The sequence below is a fragment of the Malaciobacter marinus genome, from assembly GCF_003544855.1.
Taxonomy (GTDB): Bacteria; Campylobacterota; Campylobacteria; order Campylobacterales; family Arcobacteraceae; genus Malaciobacter; species Malaciobacter marinus.
The window spans coordinates 1,891,855-1,911,434 of record NZ_CP032101.1 but is presented as its reverse complement, the minus strand read 5'-3'; the positions used below and the strand labels follow the sequence as shown (position 1 = coordinate 1,911,434).

The window sequence follows — 19,580 nt, the reverse complement described above, 5'->3', positions numbered from 1 at the left end:
GTTTAATTGATCGAAAAGATTGAACAAATAAGAGATGCAAGGTGGTTTTCAAACCTTACAACTTTTATTATTATAGCTTATGCTTCTGTTTTAGGCTTTAAAACAATTGGTGATGTAGAAACAAACTATTCTTTGTTTTTGCAGTTTGCTGATGCTTTTGTAACTATTTATTTTGTTTTTGAAATAGCTATTAAAATGGTTGCAGAAAAGAAATTTGTTAATTTTTTCAAAAGTGGATGGAATCTGTTTGATTTTACAATTGTAGTTATTACTTTATTACCTTTAGAATCAAGTGGATACGCAGCAGTTGCAAGACTTTTAAGAATATTTAGAGTTCTTCGATTATTTACTGCACGACCAGAATTAAAAGCAATAATAGATATGTTAATAAAAGCAATACCTGCAATAATTGATATTGTTATATTAATGTTTATTATTTTTTATATTTATGCAATTGTTGGAAACTTTTTCTTTGAAAAACTTCCATCAGGTTTATGGTCTGATTTCTTAGTTTCAATGTTGACTCTATTTAGAGTACTTACATTTGAAGATTGGACGGATGTAATGTATGAAGCAATGGAAGTTTATCCTTGGGCTTGGGCATATTTTGTATCTTTTGTAATTATTGCAGCATTTGTATTTTTTAATTTATTTGTGGCTGTTATTATTGGAGAAATGCAAAAATTAAATGAAGCTGATATGAAACAAGAAATACATGAAGATAGTAAAAAGTTAGATATTTTATTAAGTGAAGTAAAATATTTAAGACAAGAATTAAACCAAATAAAAAAAAGTAAGGATTAACTCCTTACTTTGTATTAAAAGCTCTATCCCCTGCATCTCCAAGACCAGGTCTAATATAGTTGTTTTCATCTAATCTTTCATCAATTTGAGCAATATAAATATCTACATCAGGATGTACTTCTTGAACTTTTTGTATTCCATATGGTGAACCTAAAATATTTAAACTAATGATTCTTTTTGCGCCTATACCTTTTAAATAGTCAATGCCATCAATTAATGAACCACCTGTTGCAATCATTGGGTCAAGTAATAAAACAGTTTTATCTTCTAAGTTATCTGGGATATTTTCATAAAATAGTTTACTTAATGAAGTCTCTTCATCTCTTTTCATAGCTAAAAAACCACTTCTTGCATATGGTAAAGTTTGTAAAATTCCTGTAAGCATTGGTTCCCCAGCTCTTAAAATTGGAACTAAAACTATTTTTTGAACCTCTAACATTTCTACATCAAGAGGTCCTTGCCATGTATTAATATTTGTTGTTATTGTTGGAAAATCTGCTAAAGCCTCAGCAACTATCATTCTTGAAATTTCTTCAATTGTAAGTCTAAATTCATTTGAAGCTGTTCTTACATCTCTTAGTCTATTTATAAGATGTTTTACAACAGCGTTTGTACTCTCTTTATACATTAATATGTCCTAAAATTTTATTTAAAAGCTTAATTGTATCTAAAAAAAACTTATATAATTTACTAATTATTAATTGAAATTTTGCTACTATTTTCAAATTTTACATGCAAGAGGCTACATGAACAAACCTACAGATTATAAGTTTAGAGTTAAAGATTCAATTTTAGGTGTGCAATTTTTATTTGTTGCATTTGGTGCATTGGTTTTAGTTCCTATTTTAACAGGTCTTAATCCAAATGTTGCATTTTTTACTGCAGGTGTTGGAACTTTAGTTTTCCAATTTATTACAAAAGGAAATATTCCTCCAATCTTTCTTGCATCTTCATTTGCTTTTATTGCTCCTATTTCTCATGGGGTTAAAACATGGGGAATTGCTGCAACTATGTCTGGGCTTTTTGCAGCTGGACTTTTATATGTGCTATTGAGTTTTTTGGTTAGATTAAAAGGTGATAATTTTTTACATAAACTTTTACCTCCTATTGTTGTTGGACCTGTTATTATGGCAATTGGTTTGATTTTATCTCCTGCTGCTGTACATATGGCAATGGGAAGAACAGGTGATGGGGCTGTTCAAGTTATACCTGTTGAACAAGCAATGATAATATCTATGATAGCATTACTTGTGACAGTTTTTATTTCATTACTTGGAAAAGGTATTTTTAAATTAATACCTATTTTAGGTGGAATTATTATAGGTTATGCTGTTTCTTTATATTATGGAATTGTTGATTTTTCACCAGTTAAGCAAGCTGCATGGTTTATTATTCCAGAATTCACAGCACCTGAGTTTAATTGGCAAGCAATTTTATTTATTTTACCAATAGCTATTGCTCCTGCAATTGAGCATATTGGAGATATGTTAGCAATTTCAAAGGTAACAAAAGAAGATTATTTAAAAAAGCCAGGACTTAAGAATACTCTTTTAGGAGATGGTTTAGCAACTTCTGTTGCATCACTTTTTGGAGGACCACCAAATACAACTTATTCAGAGGTTACAGGTGCTGTAACTGTTACAAAAGCATATAATCCTGCTATTATGACTTGGACTGCCATTGCTGCAATTATTTTAGCTTTTGTTGGAAAACTTGGTGGATTACTTGCAACGATTCCACTTCCTGTTATGGGTGGTATTATGCTTTTATTATTTGGTATTATTGCATCAATTGGTATTTCTACACTAATTAAAGCAAATACAGATTTATCTTGCCCTAGAAATATGGCAATTGTTGCTATGATTTTAGTTTTTTCAATTGGTGGAATGACATTTAATTTTGGAGGAGTTGCTTTTTCTGGAATAGGTCTTGGTGCAATTGTAGGAATTTTCTTAAATCTAATTTTACCACAACCAAGAGAAAGTTAATCTTGAAAACTATTTCTATTTTAGGTTGTGGTTGGTTAGGTTTAGAAGTTGCAAGAACTTTTTTAAAAGAGGGTTTTAAAGTCAATGCTTCAACTACAAATAGTTCTAAAATAGATAGTTTAAAAAAAGAAGGTTTCTCTTCTTTTTTAATTGATACAAACTATTCAAATAACAATTTAGAAAGCTTTTTTAAATGCGATATTTTACTTATATCAATTCCTTCTAGTGTAGATAATTTTCTGAATTTTTTAGAAACAATTTATACAAAAATAGATTTAGCAAATACACATGTTATCCTTATAAGTTCAAGTTCTATTTATCCAAATGAAAATAATAGCTTTGATGAATCATATAAACTTAATGAAAAAAATTGTGGTAAAAAAAATGTTTATTTAATAGAACAATCTTGTAAAGATAAGTTCTCTAAACTGACTATTTTAAGATGTGCAGGGCTTATGGGATATGATAGATTTGCAGCAAAATATTTTGAAAACAAAACAGTAAAAGATGCAAATAAAAAAGTAAATTTTGTACATAGAGATGATGTAATTAATGCAATAAATGAAGTTATTAAATTTAAAAGCTATGACACTTTTAATTTATGTTCAAAGGAGCATCCCAATAAAAAAGAGTTATACTCATTTCAAGCAAAAAATAAACAAATAAAGATTTTAAACTTTGAATATACTGAAAATTATAATAATCGTATAATTTTAGGTAACAAAATAACAAATAAGCTAAACTTTAAATACAAATTTGATAATCCATTTACTTACTTTTTAGTATAATTACCCAATTTATCATTGGGAATTACTATGAAAAATATAACTATTAAAGCTAAACTAATTCTTCTTTTTATTCTTATTAAAGTAATACCTCTTTTATTACTTGCTTATATTGCATATGAAGGTGTAATAAAATTAGATGAGTATTTAAGAAATAGTACAAAATACCTTTTTAATCAAAGTAAAGAAATTATATTAAATACTGCAAATGCTTCAATAGATGATAGTGTTAAAAATCTTGATAAAAAATCCCAATTAGCAATAGAACGATTGTCTTTTGAAATTGCAAAGAATGTAGCTAATTTTTTATATGAAAGAGATAAAGATATACTTTTTTTATCAAATATACCTTTAAATAAAAATATTTTAAAAGAGTTTTATAAAAGTAAACAAAGAGAGATAATAGTACATGGAGAATACTATTATGATGAGAAAAGTAAAAGATGGAAATCAAGTAAGAGAATAAAAAGTATAAAAAGACAGCAAAGAAAAGCCCAATTAAAAGATAATGAAAAAGAGTTTAATTATACAGACCCAAAAGAGTTAAAAAGAGTAAAAATACCAATCTATAAAGAAGTTAGCTACTTTGATATAAATGGAAAAGAGATATATAAAATATCACAAATAAATAAACAGTTGTTAGATATATCAAAAAAGAAAAATACATATGTAAACTCAGAAGAGTATTTTAAAAAAATAGAAGAGTTAAAAAAAGGGCAAATATATGTAAGTGATGTAATAGGGCAAAGTGTAAAAACAAATATAATAGGAACCTTTACAAAAAAGAAAGCAAAAGATGCAAATATATCATTTGAACCTCAAAATCATGGATATGCAGGGAAAGAGAATCCAAAAGGGAAGAAGTTTGAGGGAATAATAAGGTTTGTAACACCAGTATATAAAAAAGATAAAAAAGTAGGATATGTAAGTTTAGCATTAGATCATGAACATATAATGCAATTTACAGATACAGTAAATCCAGTGGATAAAAATCCAATACAAGATATAGCAGATGCAAGTGTAGGGAATTATGCATTCATGTGGGATTATGAGGGGAAAAATATTTCTCATCCAAGGGATTATTCAATAGTAGGATATAATCCAAGGACAGGACAAAGAACAATGCCATGGTTAAGTGAAGATGTGGCAAAGAAATATTATGCATCAAAAAAAGATATAAATGAATTTTTAAAAGATTATCCAAAGTTTGAAGAACAAAGTTTAAATAAAAAACCAAATATGAAGCAGTTAATAAAAGATGGTAATGTAGGATTAGATTGTAAATACTTAAATTTTGCACCACAATGTCAAGGTTGGATGCAGTTAACACAAAATGGAGGATATGGATCATTTATAATACATTGGAGTAATATATGGAAACTATCAACAGCAGCAACAATACCTTACTATACAGGTAAGTATGCCAATAGTAAAAGAGGATTTGGTTTTGTAAGTATTGGTGCAAATGTTAATGAATTTCATGCAGCTGCAAATAAAACAAAAAGAGATGTTCGAAAAATACTGCAAGAACAAACAATTAATATGAAAGAGATTGTAGATGAGAATAATTTTGAAATAAAATCTTTTATTAAATCACTTATAAATGAACTTACAGTTATTACTTTTATAATGGTAGTTTTAGTTATAGCAATAGCAATTTGGATGTCAAATTACATTCTTTCAAAAATTGAGAAACTATTAACAGGAACTAAGAAATTTGCAAATAATGAGTTAGATTATAGGATTAAAGAGACATCAAGTGATGAAATAGGAAAATTAGAAAAATCATTTAATAAGATGGCTTCAAAAATCAAAAATCTAATTGTTGAGCAAAATGAATTAAATGAACATCTTGAAGAAAAAGTAAAAGAAAAAACAAAAGAACTTACTATTATAAATGCTGAGCTTGAAAATAGAGTAAAACAAGAAGTTTCAAACAATAGACAAAAAGATATGCATTTAGTACAACAAAGTAAAATGGCAAATATTGGTGAGATGGTATCTATGATTATTCATCAATGGAAGCAACCTTTAAATGCTATTAGCATGATAAATTCTGGAATTGAATTGAGGTTGAATTTAAAACAAAATGATGATGAATCATTAAGTAAAGATAATCAATCAATTAAAAAACAAATAAATCTTATGTCCAATACTATGAATGATTTTAGAGATTTCTTTAAACAAAAAGATAAAACTATTTATAAACTTGATGAAGTGATTCATAAAACTATTAATCTAATAAATGATATATATAGATCTCTTGGAGTTAAAATTAATTATAATACTACAAATAAAGAGTTAAAAACAGTTGGATATGAAAATGAACTTATTCAAGTATTGTTAAATGTATTAAATAATGCAAGAGATATAATAAAAGAAAAAAATTGTGAAATAAAAAGAATAGATATTGAAATTATATCTATGGGTGATGATATAATAATACAAGTAAAAGATTATGCAGGTGGAATTCCAAAAACTATAATTGAGAATATTTTTGAACCATACTTTACAACAAAATCTGATGAAAAAGGTACAGGTCTTGGACTTTATATGTGTAAATCTATTTTAAATAAAGTTAATGCAGAAATAAATGTAGAAAATTTTTCAGAAACTTTTGATGATAAAGAGTATTTTGGAGCAAATTTCAAAATAATTATACAAAATTATAAAGGTTAGAATATAATTAAGAGATTTTTTTACTTAAATTGTTAAAATATCTAATAAACTTTAAAAAGGACAATAATGGCAAAAGCAAAAGAACATCATTTTGATATTTCAGCAAAACTTGATATGCAAGAGATGAAAAATGCAGTTATTCAAGCTCAAAAAGAGGTTGATAATAGATATGATTTTAAAGGTTTAAAAAAAGAGATAGATTTAAATCAAACTACAAAAACTCTATCATTAGTAAGTGCAAGTGATAATAAAGTTGATGCAATTAAAGATATATTAATTTCAAAAATGAATAAAAGAGATATTTCTATTAATTCTCTTGAAGAGTTAAAAGCAGAAGATGCAAGTGGTGGAAATAGAAAAATTACATTTAAAATTATTGATACAATAGAAAAAGAAGAAGCAAAAACAATTCAAACTGAAATAAAAAAACTGAAATTAAAAGTAACAGCAGTTAATCAAGGCGAAGAGATAAGAGTAACTGGAAAAAGTATCGATGATTTACAAACAATAATGAAACACTTAAAAAGCTTAGAACTTAAAGCACCTTTAGTATTTGATAACTTTAGATAGTAGAAAGTTTTTTCTACTATTTATATAAACTTTAATTTAAATTAACTTTTAAGTGGTATGATATCTGCTTATTTTCTTACAAGTAGAGACAATGGAACTTCTAATTATAAAAGCAGTAACTGCTGTAGTAATCGTAATAACACTTTCAATTATCGCTGAAAAAGTTAGCGCAAAATTATCTGGAATTTTATCAGGACTTCCTTTAGGAACAATGGTAGTTTTGATTTTTTTTGCAATTGAACATGGAATAAACTATTCTGTTGAAGCATCTTTATACAATATTCATGGCTTACTTGCTTTATTGTCTTTTATAATAGGATATTATATTAGTACCTTTTATAAAAGAAAATTTGATATATTTGTAAGTATTATTGTATCTTTTGTTTTTTATTTAGTAGCTGCATTTATCCTAGCTCATGTGCCAATTCATGTTGTTTTTACACCAATTGCAGTAATTACAATAATTACATTAGTAACAATTTATTTTGCAAAAATACCTGATAATGCAAAAAAAATAAATACAAAAATCACATTTAAAGATTTGGTTTTAAGAACTATTTTAACAGTTGTTATATTTTTACTTGTAACATCAATACCAAAAATTGCTCCTGTTAATATTGCAGGTATTTTTTCAGCATTTCCAAGTATGATGTTTCCTTTACTTTTAATAGTTCATTTTAACCATAGTGGTAATCAAGCAAGAACAATACTTAAAAATACACCATCTGGTTTAAGTAGTATAGTTATATTTTGTGTAAGTGTACATTTTACATATCCAATGCTTGGAGTATTTTTAGGTACACTTGTCTCTTTTATAACTTGTATTATTTATATTGTAATTCAGTTAAAACTTCTTGATTATTTTGGAGTTAATGTAAATGCAAAACAAAAAAAGAGTGATTTTAAAACTTCTTAAAACATTTTTTGATGTATGAAGTAAACTCTAAAAAGAGTTTACTTTTATATTTATTTTTATGATAAATCATATAAAGCTCTCTATCAAATTTTAGATTTTTTGTTTTTATTTCAAAAAGTTGTTTTTTTTCTAACTCTTTTTTTACTGCTAGTTTTGAAATACATGTAAGTGTATCTTTGTGTTGAAGTAATATATCTTTTATCTCTTCAAAATTTGATATTTCCATTGTGATTTTAAATTCATCAAGATATTTCAATTTACTTAAAAACACTTCTCTTGTGCCAGAACCTTTTTCTCTTAAAATCCATTTTTTACTATATAATTGGTCTATATAGTACTCTTTTTTTGAAAGAGTTTCATCACTTGTTACTATTATTAAAGAATCACTTGCAATTCTTTCTTTTATGATATTTGAATCATCAAACTCTTTTTCAATAAAACCTAAATCAATAGTTGAATCTAAAACTTCATCAATTATCTCTTTTGTATTTTGAGAATATTTTGTAATACTTACTTCATGGTTTGAAATAAAATCAAAAATATATGAAGATAAATTAATACTATTAAATGTTTTGCTTGAAGCAATTTTTAACTCACCTTTTAATAAATCATCACTAAAACTATCTTTTAAATTTTTAAGTTCTAAATAAGGCTTTATAGCCTTATTTTTAAAAAATCTTCCTCTTTCATTTAATACTAACTTCTTTCCTACTCTATCAAAAAGATTTTCTCCAATTTTTTTTTCTAAGCTATTTAATGAAATTGAGATTGCTGATTGTGTTAAGTTGACTTGTTTTGCAAGATTTGAAATATGAGAGTTTTCACAAAGTTTAAAAAATATATCTAACTCTTTTAAAGTAAACATAATATTCCTTATTAAAAATATTTATGATTATAACAAAAATAATTAATTTTACAAATTAAAAAATAAATTATATACTTTCACAAATATTAAGGAAACTTATAATGAAAAATAATTTTAATAATAAAAATTTCTATATTGGACTTGCTTTTTTAGCACTGCTTACTACTTTGGCAAAATATATTTCAAGTTTACAAATAGTTCAAAATTTGGGATTTTCTTTTTTGATTGTTGCAATATTGATTGGAATGATTTTTACAAATATCTTTAAAGTAAAAATTAGTCCAAAATTTGAAAATTCATTTTCATTTGCTACAAAGACATTACTTCGTACAGCAATTGTTTTTTATGGATTTAGATTAACATTTACAGAAATATATGATGTTGGATTTCAAGCAATTATTGTTGCAGTTATAGTAGTATTTTCAACTTTTGTATTGGGATATTTTATTGGAATAAAGATATTAAAACTAGATAAAGAAATAACAATTTTGACAAGTGCAGGAAGTGCTATTTGTGGAGCAGCAGCAGTTTTAGCAACAGAAGCTGTTTTAAAAAACAAAGCTTATAAAAGTTCAATTGCAGTTTCAACTGTAGTTTTATTTGGAACAGTTGCAATGTTTTTATATCCATATTTGTATAGTATTGATTTTATAAACTTTTTACCAAAAAGTATGGCTATGTATATAGGAGGAACTTTACATGAAGTTGCTCATGTAGTTGGTGCAGCAAATAGTATTTCAAATGATATTATTGCAAAAGATGCTGTTGTTGTTAAGATGATAAGAGTTATGTTAATAGCTCCTTTTTTGATTATATTAATGTTTTTTTTAGCAAAAACATCAACATCAAAAGAAAAAACAAAAATTACAATTCCTTGGTTTGCCATATTTTTTATATTAGTTGCATTATTTAATTCATTTAATTTTATTGATAGTTCAATCATAAATAAAATAAACTATATTGATACTTTTTGTTTAGCAATGGCTATGATGGCATTGGGAATAAATACAGACTTTAAGTCTTTTTTTAAAGTGGGATTAAAACCTGTTATTTTAGCTTCTATACTATTTATTTGGTTAAGTGTAGGTGGATATTTTATAGTAAATTTTGTTATAACACTTTAATACACATATTATAAACAAAATTTGTATAAAATATGTTTTTTAAAGGAAGAGGCGTTATGAAAGTTTTATTATTAGAAGATGATAGTGCTTTAAGTGATTTACTTAGTTTTCATCTTGAAGATAAAGGCTATGAAGTTATTGCAAAAACAAATGGGCAAGATGCTTTGGAATATTTAATTGATAATAAAGTAGATTTTGCACTTTTTGATATAAATACTCCTTTAATGTCAGGTTTAGAAGTTTTAAAAGCATTAAGAGAAGATTACAAAAATAGAACACCAATAATTGTATTAACTGCATATCAAGATACTAAGCATTTAAAAGAGTCTTTTGAAAATGGAGTTGATGATTATATTAAAAAGCCTTTTGATTTAGAAGAGCTTGACCAAAGAATTATGAAACTTTGCAAGGTATTTTTTATTAATCAAGATGAAGAGTTAAAACTTTGTGAAAATATAAGTTTTTTCCCTAATTCTTGTGAACTTAAAATTGATAATAGTATAAAAAAAATAGCCTTAAAAGAAAGAGATATTTTAAAATATTTTTGTGCACATAAAAATAGAGTTATTTCAAGTGAAGAGTTGCTTCAAAATGTTTGGACTTATGAAGATATGCCAACAGATGCAACAATAAGAGTTTATATAAAAAACTTAAGAGAGTTGCTTGGAAAAGATAGAATAAAAACAATTAGAGCAGTAGGATATAAATTTGAATAAAGATGAAAGAAAAGCACTTATTAGTTTTTTATCTATTTACGTGGGTTCTGTAATACTTCTTGTTGGATTATTATTGTATTTTTATTATAAAAATGAATTAAAATCAGTTGCAGAACATTGTAATATGCAAATGTCAAATGCAGCAAATGAAATAAAATCACAAATATTAAACTCATACATGAATAAAGAAAAGCTAAAACCAATAAAATTAAAACATAAAGATATACAATATGCACTTTTTGATGAAAATAAAAAATTAATTTTTTCAAATATGCACAAAGAACAAGAGCTTACTTTGAAAAAAGATTTATATGAAACTCAAGAGTATACATATTATGTGACATATCTTTATGAAAAGAATATTCCTATTAGATATATTGCAATACAAACTTGTACAGGAGTACAAGATAAAAATAAATTAAAAATTATTATGGGTTTAATACTTATTTTTAGTTCTATATTTGTAGGTTGTATAGCTTATTTATTAGCAAAACTTCTTTTAAAGCCAGTACGTGAAAAAGTTGAATCTATGGATAAATTTATAAAAGATTCAGCGCATGAACTAAACACACCTATTTTAGTGCTTATGACTTCTGTTTCTATGCTTAAAAAAGGTAAAAATCCTGAAAAAATGATGAAATATATAATAAGTAGTTCAAAACAAATCTCACAGCTTTATAATGATATACATTTTTCAACTTTTGAAAAAAATGATGAAAGTTTAGAAGAAGAGTTTTGTTTAAGTGAACTTATAAGTCATAGTGTTGAGTATTTTAATGATATATCTATCACAAAAAATATTACTATAAAAGCAAGTGTTGAGCCTTGTAAAATAAAAGTAGATAAAAATAAAATGCAAAAAGTAGTGAATAATCTAATTTCAAATGCAATTAAATATAGTCATAATAACTCTAATATAATTGTTACATTAAAAGATGCAGTTTTAACTGTTCAAGATTTTGGAATAGGAATAAGTAAAGAAGAACAGGCTCAAATTTTTAAAAGATATAAAAGAGGTAATAATAATGAAGGTGGTTTTGGAATAGGACTTGATATCGTAAAAGGAATTGTAAAAGAGTACAATTTAAACTTGAGTTTAAAATCTATAGAAAACGAAGGTTCATTATTTTCTATAGATTTTACTAAGGTTTTAGTATAAATCAATTAAAAGCATTGCTTTTAATTGTTCATTACTCCTACTTATTTTTAAGTCACTTCTGATTTTATGTTTATTTAAAGCTCCTTCTAAAGTTTGAAAAATATGCCAAAATCTTTCATTAAAAGGTGCATCTATCTCTTTTATTTCTCTTTTTAGTATAACTTCTACAATTGTTTCAATACAATGAAAATAAAAAATCTTATTTTTTGCCCTTTGGATTTTGTATTCTCTCATTATTTTAAGATTATTAATAAATGTTTCTCTTTCTATATTGCTTAATACAAGATTATGTTCTATACTATCTTCTTCATTGTCTAAGTGAATTAAATAGTTATTTATCTCTTTGTTCATTGTTTCTTCTAAATCTGGATGATACTTTATTAAAATATCTATGATTTCTTGAGGAGAGATTCTTTGTTCTTTTAATTCATGGGAGTACTTTCTTTTTTTTTCATGTTCATGGTCAATTGCTAATAAAATATCAATTGCATATTCTAAGTAAGCAAATTTATCTTCTTTGCCATCTTTAAAACATACTCCATGCTCATTTATCATAGGTTTTAAACCTGCATACTCTAGTTTCATAACTAGTGTCTCCTTTTATGGTATGATTAATTGTAACATATCTATTTTTATTTTAAAATGTTTTTTAGAAAAAAGTATATAAAATAGATAAAACCCTAAAAAGAAGAGACATGAATACAAAAATCACCAACTTTAAAACTCAAATATTAAATGAGACAAAATTTGTACATCCTGTAAAGATAACCTTTGAACAAGATGGAAAAAGTAGAAGTTGGGAAGCCGTAAAATGCTTTGACTCTGTTGCTATTTTACTATATCATGAAGAAAAACATGCTTTTTTACTTGTAAAACAGTTTAGACCTCCTGTGTATTTAAATGATAAATCAAAAACTTTTACATATGAACTTTGTGCTGGCTTAGTTGATAAAAATAAAGATTTAAATCAAATAGTAAAAGAAGAAATAGATGAAGAGTGTGGATATGATGTACCTTTGAAAAATATAGAAAAAGTCACTTCTTTTTATACAAATGTTGGTATAAGTGGAGGTTGCCAAAACTTATATTTTGCAGAAATTAATGAATCTATGAAAGTTCATGGTGGTGGAGGAATAAATGATGAACAAATTGAACTTATTTTTATACCATTTGATGATTTTAAAGATTTTATTTACGATGAATCAAAAGCAAAAACTCCAGGATTGATGTTTTCTTATTATTGGTTTTTAGATACGAAAATATCAAAAATTACTACTTAATAAAAATAATAAAGTTAAAAATTACTCTAATACTGTAAAATTTGAACTTTTTGTATCTAAAATTTGTAAAATTTCAGAAAAAAATTGATAACTTTTATCAGAAATAAATTAATAAAATATTAAGATAATAATAATTTATTTCTTATAAAATAATAATAAATAATACCTACAAATAATAAAGATATGGAAAGGAAATTTTATGTCATTTTTTAAAAAGTTTTTAAACATGAATTCAAATCCCACTGATAATGAATTAGTTGAAGCGATAAAACAAGATAATGTAAAAAAAGTTGAAAAGCTACTTGATATTGAGGATATAAACAAAGAAGATGAGGACTTTAAAAGACCAATTGATTTTGCATTGGAGTATTCAAGTGTAAAAGTTATGAAATATTTGATTGAAAATAATGCTATCTTAGAAGATACTATCCAAGGTGATAATATCATGTCTTATCTTATAAAAAAAGATGCATCTTTGGAAATGCTTGAATATATGCATAGTATAAATAGTAGTGATAGTACTGTTAATGGAAAAGTTTTGATAGAACTTGCTTTAAATAATACAAATAGTTTCGATACTTTTAAATTTATTTTTGAAAACTTTGGTGTAGAAAGAGAAGAGGGTAAAAGATATCTTATTCATGATATTGTTGATTCTAAAAAGTTTGATTTAAATTTAAAAGTTAAACTTTTAAAACTACTAATTGAAGAGTATGATTTTGATATAAATCATAGCCAAAATGAACTTCCTGCTTCTTCTAGAGTTTTTAACCAAAGAGATATGGAGCTTTTAAAAGAATTAATAAAATTAGGTGTGTGTATAAACGCTATAGCAAAACAGCTTTCTAGCTTTTTAGAACAAAAAGAGATAAAAAAATTAAGTCCTTATGTTTTGAAAAATAAACTTAACAAACCTGAGTATATTTTAGGCTTATTGGATTTTGATTCATTTAAAGAGTATATAGAGCTTTTAGAAGATGTAAAAGATAAAGAGTTATTAATAAATATTAGTAAAAGTATGATGCTTCATGATAAAGAAAAAGTTAAATTAGCTCAACTTGCATTACAAAAGGGTGCAAATATAAATGAGTTAAATAATGATGGACACAGAGTCAATGCTTTATATACATATACAGCTTATTTTTCAGTGCAATCAAATACAACTTTTATAGATTTTTTATTGGAAAATGGTGCACAAATAGAGTGCAATGGACACTCTGCATTTTTTAATGTAGTAAATGACAATGATATAAAATGTACTAAGTATCTTATAAGTAAAGGTGCAAATATAAACTTTGTTAACTATTTTGATAATACAGTTATGAATTTTATTATTCATCCAAAAGCTAATTTTAAAAATGCACAAGAAAGAGTGCAAATGTTTGATTTATTGCTTGAAAATGGTTTAGATATAAATTTACCAATATCTCACTATCAAGATTCAAGTAGTAATACTACACCAATTTTAGAAGCTGTTGCTGATGTAGCACCTAGTGAACTTCTTGAACATATTATTGATAAATTCTCTTCATTGGAAGTTAATTCTTTGACAATGGAATATGTAATAAAAAGAAAAGATATACCTTTAGAAGTAAAAAAAAGAGTAATTGCAAAAAATCCTTATGTAGTATTTGAAAATGAAGAGTATTGTAAAGTTAGAAGTGAAAGTTTTGCTTCAAATATTTTAGGTATGGCTCTTTTTGAAAAAGATGAAGAGCTTGTAAATTATATATTAGATACATATATTGATATAAAAGCTTACTCAGAAGCAAACTCTTATATTATGAAAGCTGTTTATTATCAATTTGATATTCAAACAATTAAAAAACTTATAAAAGCAGACCCTGATTTAAATAGAGTATATTATATCTTTCCAGATGAACCAGAAACACAAACAGTTGTTTCAAGTTTAATACGAGGTTATGATAATTTTGAAATTGATGAAGATTTTAAAGTTGAGATTTTACAATGTTTAAAAGATAATGGTGCAATTATTGATACTTATCTTGAGCGTATTAATAAAACTAAAACACATCTTGATAGTGTTGGAATATTAATAAACCAAGTTGTAAATAGATTAAAATTTGAACCAAAAGTTTTAGACTTTCTTTTAGATAATGGAGTTGACCCATATAAACCAGTAGCTAACTTAAATGAGTCTCAAATGCATTCAATAGTTAATAGATTTAGATTAGCTTCTGATGAGCTTTGTTTACAACATTTGGAATATTTTGAAAGCAAAGGTTATAAAGTAGATTTAGAACATAAAAATAGCTTTGATACAGATATTTTCCTTGGTGCTTGTATGATGAATAGACCAAAAGTTTTAAAATGGCTAATAAACAAAGGTGCAAATATACATGTAATTGGAGGTTTTGATAATTCACCTGCATTACATAAAGCTATATCAAACTACAATGACAATGATAATATTGCAAGAGCAGAGAGTGTAAGAGTATTAGTTGAAGCAGGTTGTGATATAGAGCAAATTGATGTTGAACAATTTACTCCTTTAATGAGTGCTGCAAATTATGGATGTTTTGAAGCTTTACGAGTTTTACTTGAGTTAAATGCAAATGCAGACTTTTTCAATGAAGAGGGGCAAAGTGCAGCTCATAGAGCAATTTTAGGAAATGAAACATATGAGGATGAAGAAAACCCTGAATTAATAAGAGCAAAAATGTTAGCTGCATTAAAAGATGCAGGTGCAAACTTAGATAAAGGTTCAAAAAATATAGTACCTGTTTTACATATGAGTATTTTAGAAAATAAACAACAAATATTTAATACTTTATTAAAACTAGAACTAGATTTAAATGCACAAGATATGAATGGAAGAACACCTATTATGATAGCAATTGCTTATGGTGATATGTATTATGTAAATAGACTTATGAATAATAAAGAAATAGATTTTAAAGTTATTGATTTTAATAATGAATCTATTCACTTTAGTGCTGTTATGCGATCTGATAAAACTAGTGCAAAAATGTTGAAATTCTTCTTACAGCAAGGTATTGAAATTACAAGTGGAAGAGATGGATTATCACTACTTCATGTAGTTGGATACTATGCAAATGAGTATGTTTTAGATATTGTAAAAGAGTTTTTTGAAGATATGAATATTAAAGATTCACAAGGTTTTACACCTTTAATGTGGGCTTCTTATAGTAACTTAGATATTGAACAAGATAAAAGAGTTGAGGTTATTAAGCAGTTCTTAGAAAATGGTGCAAATATAAATGAAAGATTAGATAATGGAATGAATGCTTTAGCATTAAGTGTTTTAGCTGGTTTTGTTGATGTAACAGATGAACTTATATCACAAGGTTGTGATATTCAAGTTGCTTTAAATAGTTTAAATCAAATAGAAGAAGTTCCAACAGACGCTTTAGAGTATTTAAAAAGTAGATTATAATGTCATTTTTAGATAAGCTGTTTAATGACAATAAAAAAGAAGAGGAATCTTCTTTTTTTGATGATTCATCTTCTTTTTTACATGAAGATAGTTTAGAAGATATCATAAAAAATAAGAGTATTGATTTTATAAAAACAAAAATAGATAGTTCAAACTTTGCAAAAGAAGATGAAGATAATAAAAAAGCATTATATTATGCAACAATACACAAAAGAGTTGATGTATTAAACTACTTATTTGAACTTGGAAGTGATTTCCAAGATGCAAAGGAAACTAAAGGTAGTAGTGCAATAAGTACTATTATCCAATCAAAAAGTATTGATGTTTTAAGTACATTTATAAACTATGGATATAAAATAGAAGTAGAATCTTTAAGTGTTTTAGCAATTGCTTCAAAACTGGCACCTTTAGAATTTATCAAGTTTTTAATAAAACTTGATGTTCCTATGATTAGTTATGAAGATGGTTTTGATAAATTTACTCCTTTAGAGTGTGCTTTGATGAATAAAAGAGAGTATCATATTTTTGAAGCGCTTATACAAGCTGGATGCCCTTTAAATGAAGAAGATAACACCTCTTTTGTATGTCAATTAATATATTCAACTCTTGAGCCAAATACAAAAGCAAAAGTTTTACATCTACTTCATAATCTAAATAAACTTGATTTAAACCAAGTAGATAAAGACAACAATAGCTTATTAAAACTTGCTATACGAAGTGGAGATACTAGATCTTTAAAAGAGTTGATTCTTTTAGGAGCTGATTATAAAGATTTTCACCATGAAATAAAAAGAATGCTTTGTGTGAAAGATTTAGAAGACATAGCCATAGAGTTTGAGAAAAAAGCACAAAGCATTGAAGAGTTTTTATCTTTATTACCAAAATCAAGTGTGGAAAACTATATTGATAAAACTAAAGATTTAAGTAATAAAACAACTGTTTATCAAATAGTTACAAATGCAAGATTAACTGAAGTTGAAAAACTCTACCTTTTACAAAAAGCAGTAAGTAAAAATGCAAGTATAGAATTGACTGAAAAAAAAGATACAAATGTACTTTATGAAGTTTGTAAAAGTTTAGATATTTCAAAAGATATTTGTGTTGCTAGGTTTTTACTTGAAAAAGGTGCAAAAATAGAAACTAGTGAACATAGTGCTCTTTTTTATGCAGTCTATAATTATCATCTACCTTTAATAAACCTTCTTTTAGAGTTTAAAGCTAATGTAAACTTTATAGATAAGAATAATGAAGGAGTAATAAAATATTTTTATAAAGAAAATAGTGTTGTAAATAGTATTAGTAAAAAAAGAGAAGTTTTAAAGCTTTTAGTTGATTATGGTTTAAATATCAATACAAAGTGTTCTTGTGAAGATTTTTTTAAAGAAACAAAAAAAGAAGAGGAAGAGTATAAAGAGGATTTTATCTCTTTTTTTACTCTTTTTATAATACACAATGAGCATAAAGTATTGGAGTATATTTTAGATGATTTAAGATTAGAAATAACAGATGATGATTCTATATTTTATGCAATTGTTTATCTAAGAAAAGATGAAATATTAAAAAAAATCATAAAAATAAATCCATACTATATAAAAAAAGATTTTTATAAATATGAAGAAAAAACAGAAGATGCAAATATAATACTTTTAGGTTCAATATATTTATCTTTAAAATCCCTTGAATACCTTGTGGATACATATAGCAATTTAAAAGCTTATAGTGAAATAAAACCAATTATTTTAGAGTTTTATGAGCATAGATTTTTTACTTTAGAGTTTATTGAAAAAATGATAAAAAAAGATTCTAATATAAATAGATACTATACTTTTAAAGATGAATATGGCAATTTACAAAAGCAAACAATATTATCTTATATAGTAAAAAAAGCTGCAACTGCAAATAGTGAACATAAAAGTTTTAAAGTAGTTGAACTACTTTTAAAAAATGGTGCAGATGTAAATTGTCATACAATTTGTGCAAATAATATTAACTCTATTAAAAATATATCTATTTTTATTGAAGCTTTTAATAAAGAAAAGTTTAATAAACATCTTTTAGATTTACTTTATGAGTATGGTGCTAGTTTAGCTACTCCTATAAAAGAAAGCCTAAATGAGATGCCTATTCAATCACTTATTCAAAGATACATTACAAATGATGATTTAGCTTTTGAGTATTTAGAATATTGTTTTAATAAAGATACTTTTGATTTAGAACATAAAAATAGTCATGATACAACTATTTTCTTATCAGCTTCAATGTCTTGTTTGCCTAAAACATTAACATATTTGGCAAATAAAGGTGCAAATATAAAAATAACTGGTGGAGTTGATAATTTAGATGCTTTACATAAAGCTATTGTAACTTATCCTCATGTTGCAACTCTTCAAAGAGCAAAAGCAGTTGTTACTTTAGTAAAACTTGGTTTAGATATTGAGAAATTTAGTGCAGAACAAAAAACTGCATTAATGGCAGCTTGTAATGTAGGTGCAAGGGAAGTTGTAAAAGAGTTGATTCTTTTAGGTGCAAATGTAAATGCTATAAATGATAGTAATCAAAATGCAGTACATCATGCAGTAATTGGTCAAGATAGCTATGATTTTTCTTTTAGATTTGAGACTAATAAAAGTAAAATCATAATTGACTTAGCAAAAGCTGGTGCAAATATAAATCTTTGTGAATATGCTGGTGCTACACCACTTATTTATGCAATAAAATCAAATTGTAAAGAGATATTTGATACTTTACTTAATCTAAATGTAGATATAAATACTTTTGATTATACTGATACTTTACCTTTATATTATGCACTTTTAATTAAAGACTTATACTTTATAAATATGCTTTATAAAACTAAAAAACTTGAGGTAAATAAAGCAAATAAATTTAACTATACAGTCTTACATCAACTTCTAGTTTTAGATTTTCATAATAAAATTTTTGAAGAGATTTTAGAAACTTTGATTAATATGGATTTTGATATAAACTATCATCAAGGTATTGAACCAGCTCTTTTGATGTATGTAAAAACTATGAATTTTGTAAGTCAACGTAGTGTTGGTTTTGTAAAAAGTGAAAAAAAACCAAAAGAGAACGAAGATAAAATAGCAAAACTATTTGTAAAATATAAAGCAGATGTTCAACTTTGTATTGATATTGCAAACAAGCAAAATGAATCAGATGATATAATAAACTACTTGCAAACTTTAATAAACTTATAAAACTTTTTGTGTTGGTTTGTAACCAACACAATTTGTATTTGATACTTTAATTATG

The 19,580-nt window shown here is 25.4% G+C and carries 15 protein-coding genes; 12 read left to right on the top strand and 3 right to left on the bottom strand.

The window, feature by feature from the left end:
• The first annotated feature begins 6 nt into the window (after positions 1–6).
• Positions 7–804: an ion transporter gene (locus AMRN_RS09285; protein ID WP_099312427.1), complete on the top strand. Its 798-nt coding sequence runs from the start codon at positions 7–9 to the stop codon at positions 802–804.
• Between the two features lie 4 nt (positions 805–808).
• Here AMRN_RS09285 and upp read toward each other — a convergent pair whose 3' ends face one another.
• A complete protein-coding gene (gene upp / locus AMRN_RS09280; protein WP_099312429.1) occupies positions 809–1,432 on the bottom strand; it encodes a uracil phosphoribosyltransferase in 624 nt (207 codons plus the stop codon).
• Positions 1,433–1,550: 118 nt separating this feature from the next.
• On the opposite strand from upp, the gene AMRN_RS09275 reads away from it, so the two are divergent.
• The 5 genes from AMRN_RS09275 (at position 1,551) to AMRN_RS09255 (ending at position 7,742) form a co-directional block, all read left to right on the top strand.
• Positions 1,551–2,792, top strand: a complete 1,242-nt coding sequence (locus tag AMRN_RS09275) for a uracil-xanthine permease family protein (RefSeq protein WP_099312431.1) — start codon at positions 1,551–1,553, stop codon at positions 2,790–2,792.
• Between the two features lie 2 nt (positions 2,793–2,794).
• Entirely contained in the window at positions 2,795–3,580 is a 786-nt protein-coding gene (locus tag AMRN_RS09270) for an NAD(P)-binding domain-containing protein (protein ID WP_099312433.1), read from the top strand.
• A 27-nt stretch (positions 3,581–3,607) separates the two neighbouring features.
• The gene (locus AMRN_RS09265) at positions 3,608–6,256 is read left to right on the top strand and encodes a sensor histidine kinase (protein ID WP_118897421.1); all 2,649 of its coding nucleotides are present in this window, start codon (positions 3,608–3,610) and stop codon (positions 6,254–6,256) included.
• A 66-nt stretch (positions 6,257–6,322) separates the two neighbouring features.
• A complete protein-coding gene (locus AMRN_RS09260; RefSeq protein ID WP_099312008.1) occupies positions 6,323–6,826 on the top strand; it encodes a YajQ family cyclic di-GMP-binding protein in 504 nt (167 codons plus the stop codon).
• 91 nt (positions 6,827–6,917) lie between these two features.
• Positions 6,918–7,742 (top strand): hypothetical protein, encoded by an 825-nt coding sequence (locus AMRN_RS09255; protein ID WP_228150848.1) that lies wholly within the window; start codon positions 6,918–6,920, stop codon positions 7,740–7,742.
• Here AMRN_RS09255 and AMRN_RS09250 read toward each other — a convergent pair.
• Positions 7,729–8,607, bottom strand: coding sequence for a LysR substrate-binding domain-containing protein (locus AMRN_RS09250; RefSeq protein ID WP_099312010.1), 879 nt, complete (start codon positions 8,605–8,607; stop codon positions 7,729–7,731). The two genes, AMRN_RS09255 and AMRN_RS09250, sit on opposite strands and share 14 nt — an antisense overlap.
• A gap of 101 nt (positions 8,608–8,708) precedes the next feature.
• Here AMRN_RS09250 and AMRN_RS09245 point away from each other — a divergent pair, with 101 nt between their 5' ends.
• From AMRN_RS09245 to AMRN_RS09235, 3 genes are read left to right on the top strand one after another with little or no spacing between them, the layout of a single operon-like run.
• The gene (locus AMRN_RS09245; RefSeq protein ID WP_099312012.1) at positions 8,709–9,731 is read left to right on the top strand and encodes a YeiH family protein; all 1,023 of its coding nucleotides are present in this window, start codon (positions 8,709–8,711) and stop codon (positions 9,729–9,731) included.
• Positions 9,732–9,787: 56 nt separating this feature from the next.
• Positions 9,788–10,447: a response regulator transcription factor gene (locus tag AMRN_RS09240; protein ID WP_099312014.1), complete on the top strand. Its 660-nt coding sequence runs from the start codon at positions 9,788–9,790 to the stop codon at positions 10,445–10,447.
• On the top strand, positions 10,440–11,606 hold the full coding sequence (locus tag AMRN_RS09235) for a sensor histidine kinase (protein ID WP_099312016.1): 1,167 nt from the start codon (positions 10,440–10,442) through the stop codon (positions 11,604–11,606). Before AMRN_RS09240 ends, AMRN_RS09235 begins: the two co-directional genes overlap by 8 nt.
• On the opposite strand, the gene AMRN_RS09230 is transcribed toward AMRN_RS09235, so the two are convergent.
• A complete protein-coding gene (locus AMRN_RS09230; RefSeq protein ID WP_099312018.1) occupies positions 11,598–12,191 on the bottom strand; it encodes a hypothetical protein in 594 nt (197 codons plus the stop codon). The genes AMRN_RS09235 and AMRN_RS09230 overlap by 9 nt on opposite strands.
• Before the next feature lie 110 nt (positions 12,192–12,301).
• Between AMRN_RS09230 and AMRN_RS09225 the strand changes: the two genes are divergently transcribed.
• The 3 genes from AMRN_RS09225 to AMRN_RS09215 all read left to right on the top strand — a co-directional run bounded on the left by AMRN_RS09225 (position 12,302) and on the right by AMRN_RS09215 (position 19,525).
• Positions 12,302–12,886: an NUDIX hydrolase gene (locus tag AMRN_RS09225; RefSeq protein WP_099312020.1), complete on the top strand. Its 585-nt coding sequence runs from the start codon at positions 12,302–12,304 to the stop codon at positions 12,884–12,886.
• A gap of 199 nt (positions 12,887–13,085) precedes the next feature.
• Positions 13,086–16,304 carry an ankyrin repeat domain-containing protein gene (locus AMRN_RS09220; protein WP_099312022.1) on the top strand — a complete coding sequence of 1,073 codons (3,219 nt, stop codon included), beginning with the start codon at positions 13,086–13,088 and terminating at the stop codon, positions 16,302–16,304.
• On the top strand, positions 16,304–19,525 hold the full coding sequence (locus AMRN_RS09215; RefSeq protein ID WP_099312024.1) for an ankyrin repeat domain-containing protein: 3,222 nt from the start codon (positions 16,304–16,306) through the stop codon (positions 19,523–19,525). Before AMRN_RS09220 ends, AMRN_RS09215 begins: the two co-directional genes overlap by 1 nt.
• Positions 19,526–19,580 lie beyond the last annotated feature (55 nt).

Bases quoted from the DNA above. Each gene is read 5' to 3' on its own strand.
- AMRN_RS09225 (WP_099312020.1), top strand. From the start codon at position 12,302: ATGAATACAAAAATCACCAACTTTAAAACTCAAATATTAAATGAGACA.
- upp (WP_099312429.1), bottom strand. From the start codon at position 1,432: ATGTATAAAGAGAGTACAAACGCTGTTGTAAAACATCTTATAAATAGA.
- AMRN_RS09245 (WP_099312012.1), top strand. From the start codon at position 8,709: ATGAAAAATAATTTTAATAATAAAAATTTCTATATTGGACTTGCTTTT.
- AMRN_RS09255 (WP_228150848.1), top strand. From the start codon at position 6,918: ATGGAACTTCTAATTATAAAAGCAGTAACTGCTGTAGTAATCGTAATA.
- AMRN_RS09275 (WP_099312431.1), top strand. From the start codon at position 1,551: ATGAACAAACCTACAGATTATAAGTTTAGAGTTAAAGATTCAATTTTA.
- AMRN_RS09240 (WP_099312014.1), top strand. From the start codon at position 9,788: ATGAAAGTTTTATTATTAGAAGATGATAGTGCTTTAAGTGATTTACTT.
- AMRN_RS09260 (WP_099312008.1), top strand. From the start codon at position 6,323: ATGGCAAAAGCAAAAGAACATCATTTTGATATTTCAGCAAAACTTGAT.
- AMRN_RS09215 (WP_099312024.1), top strand. From the start codon at position 16,304: ATGTCATTTTTAGATAAGCTGTTTAATGACAATAAAAAAGAAGAGGAA.
- AMRN_RS09265 (WP_118897421.1), top strand. From the start codon at position 3,608: ATGAAAAATATAACTATTAAAGCTAAACTAATTCTTCTTTTTATTCTT.
- AMRN_RS09250 (WP_099312010.1), bottom strand. From the start codon at position 8,607: ATGTTTACTTTAAAAGAGTTAGATATATTTTTTAAACTTTGTGAAAAC.
- AMRN_RS09220 (WP_099312022.1), top strand. From the start codon at position 13,086: ATGTCATTTTTTAAAAAGTTTTTAAACATGAATTCAAATCCCACTGAT.
- AMRN_RS09230 (WP_099312018.1), bottom strand. From the start codon at position 12,191: ATGAAACTAGAGTATGCAGGTTTAAAACCTATGATAAATGAGCATGGA.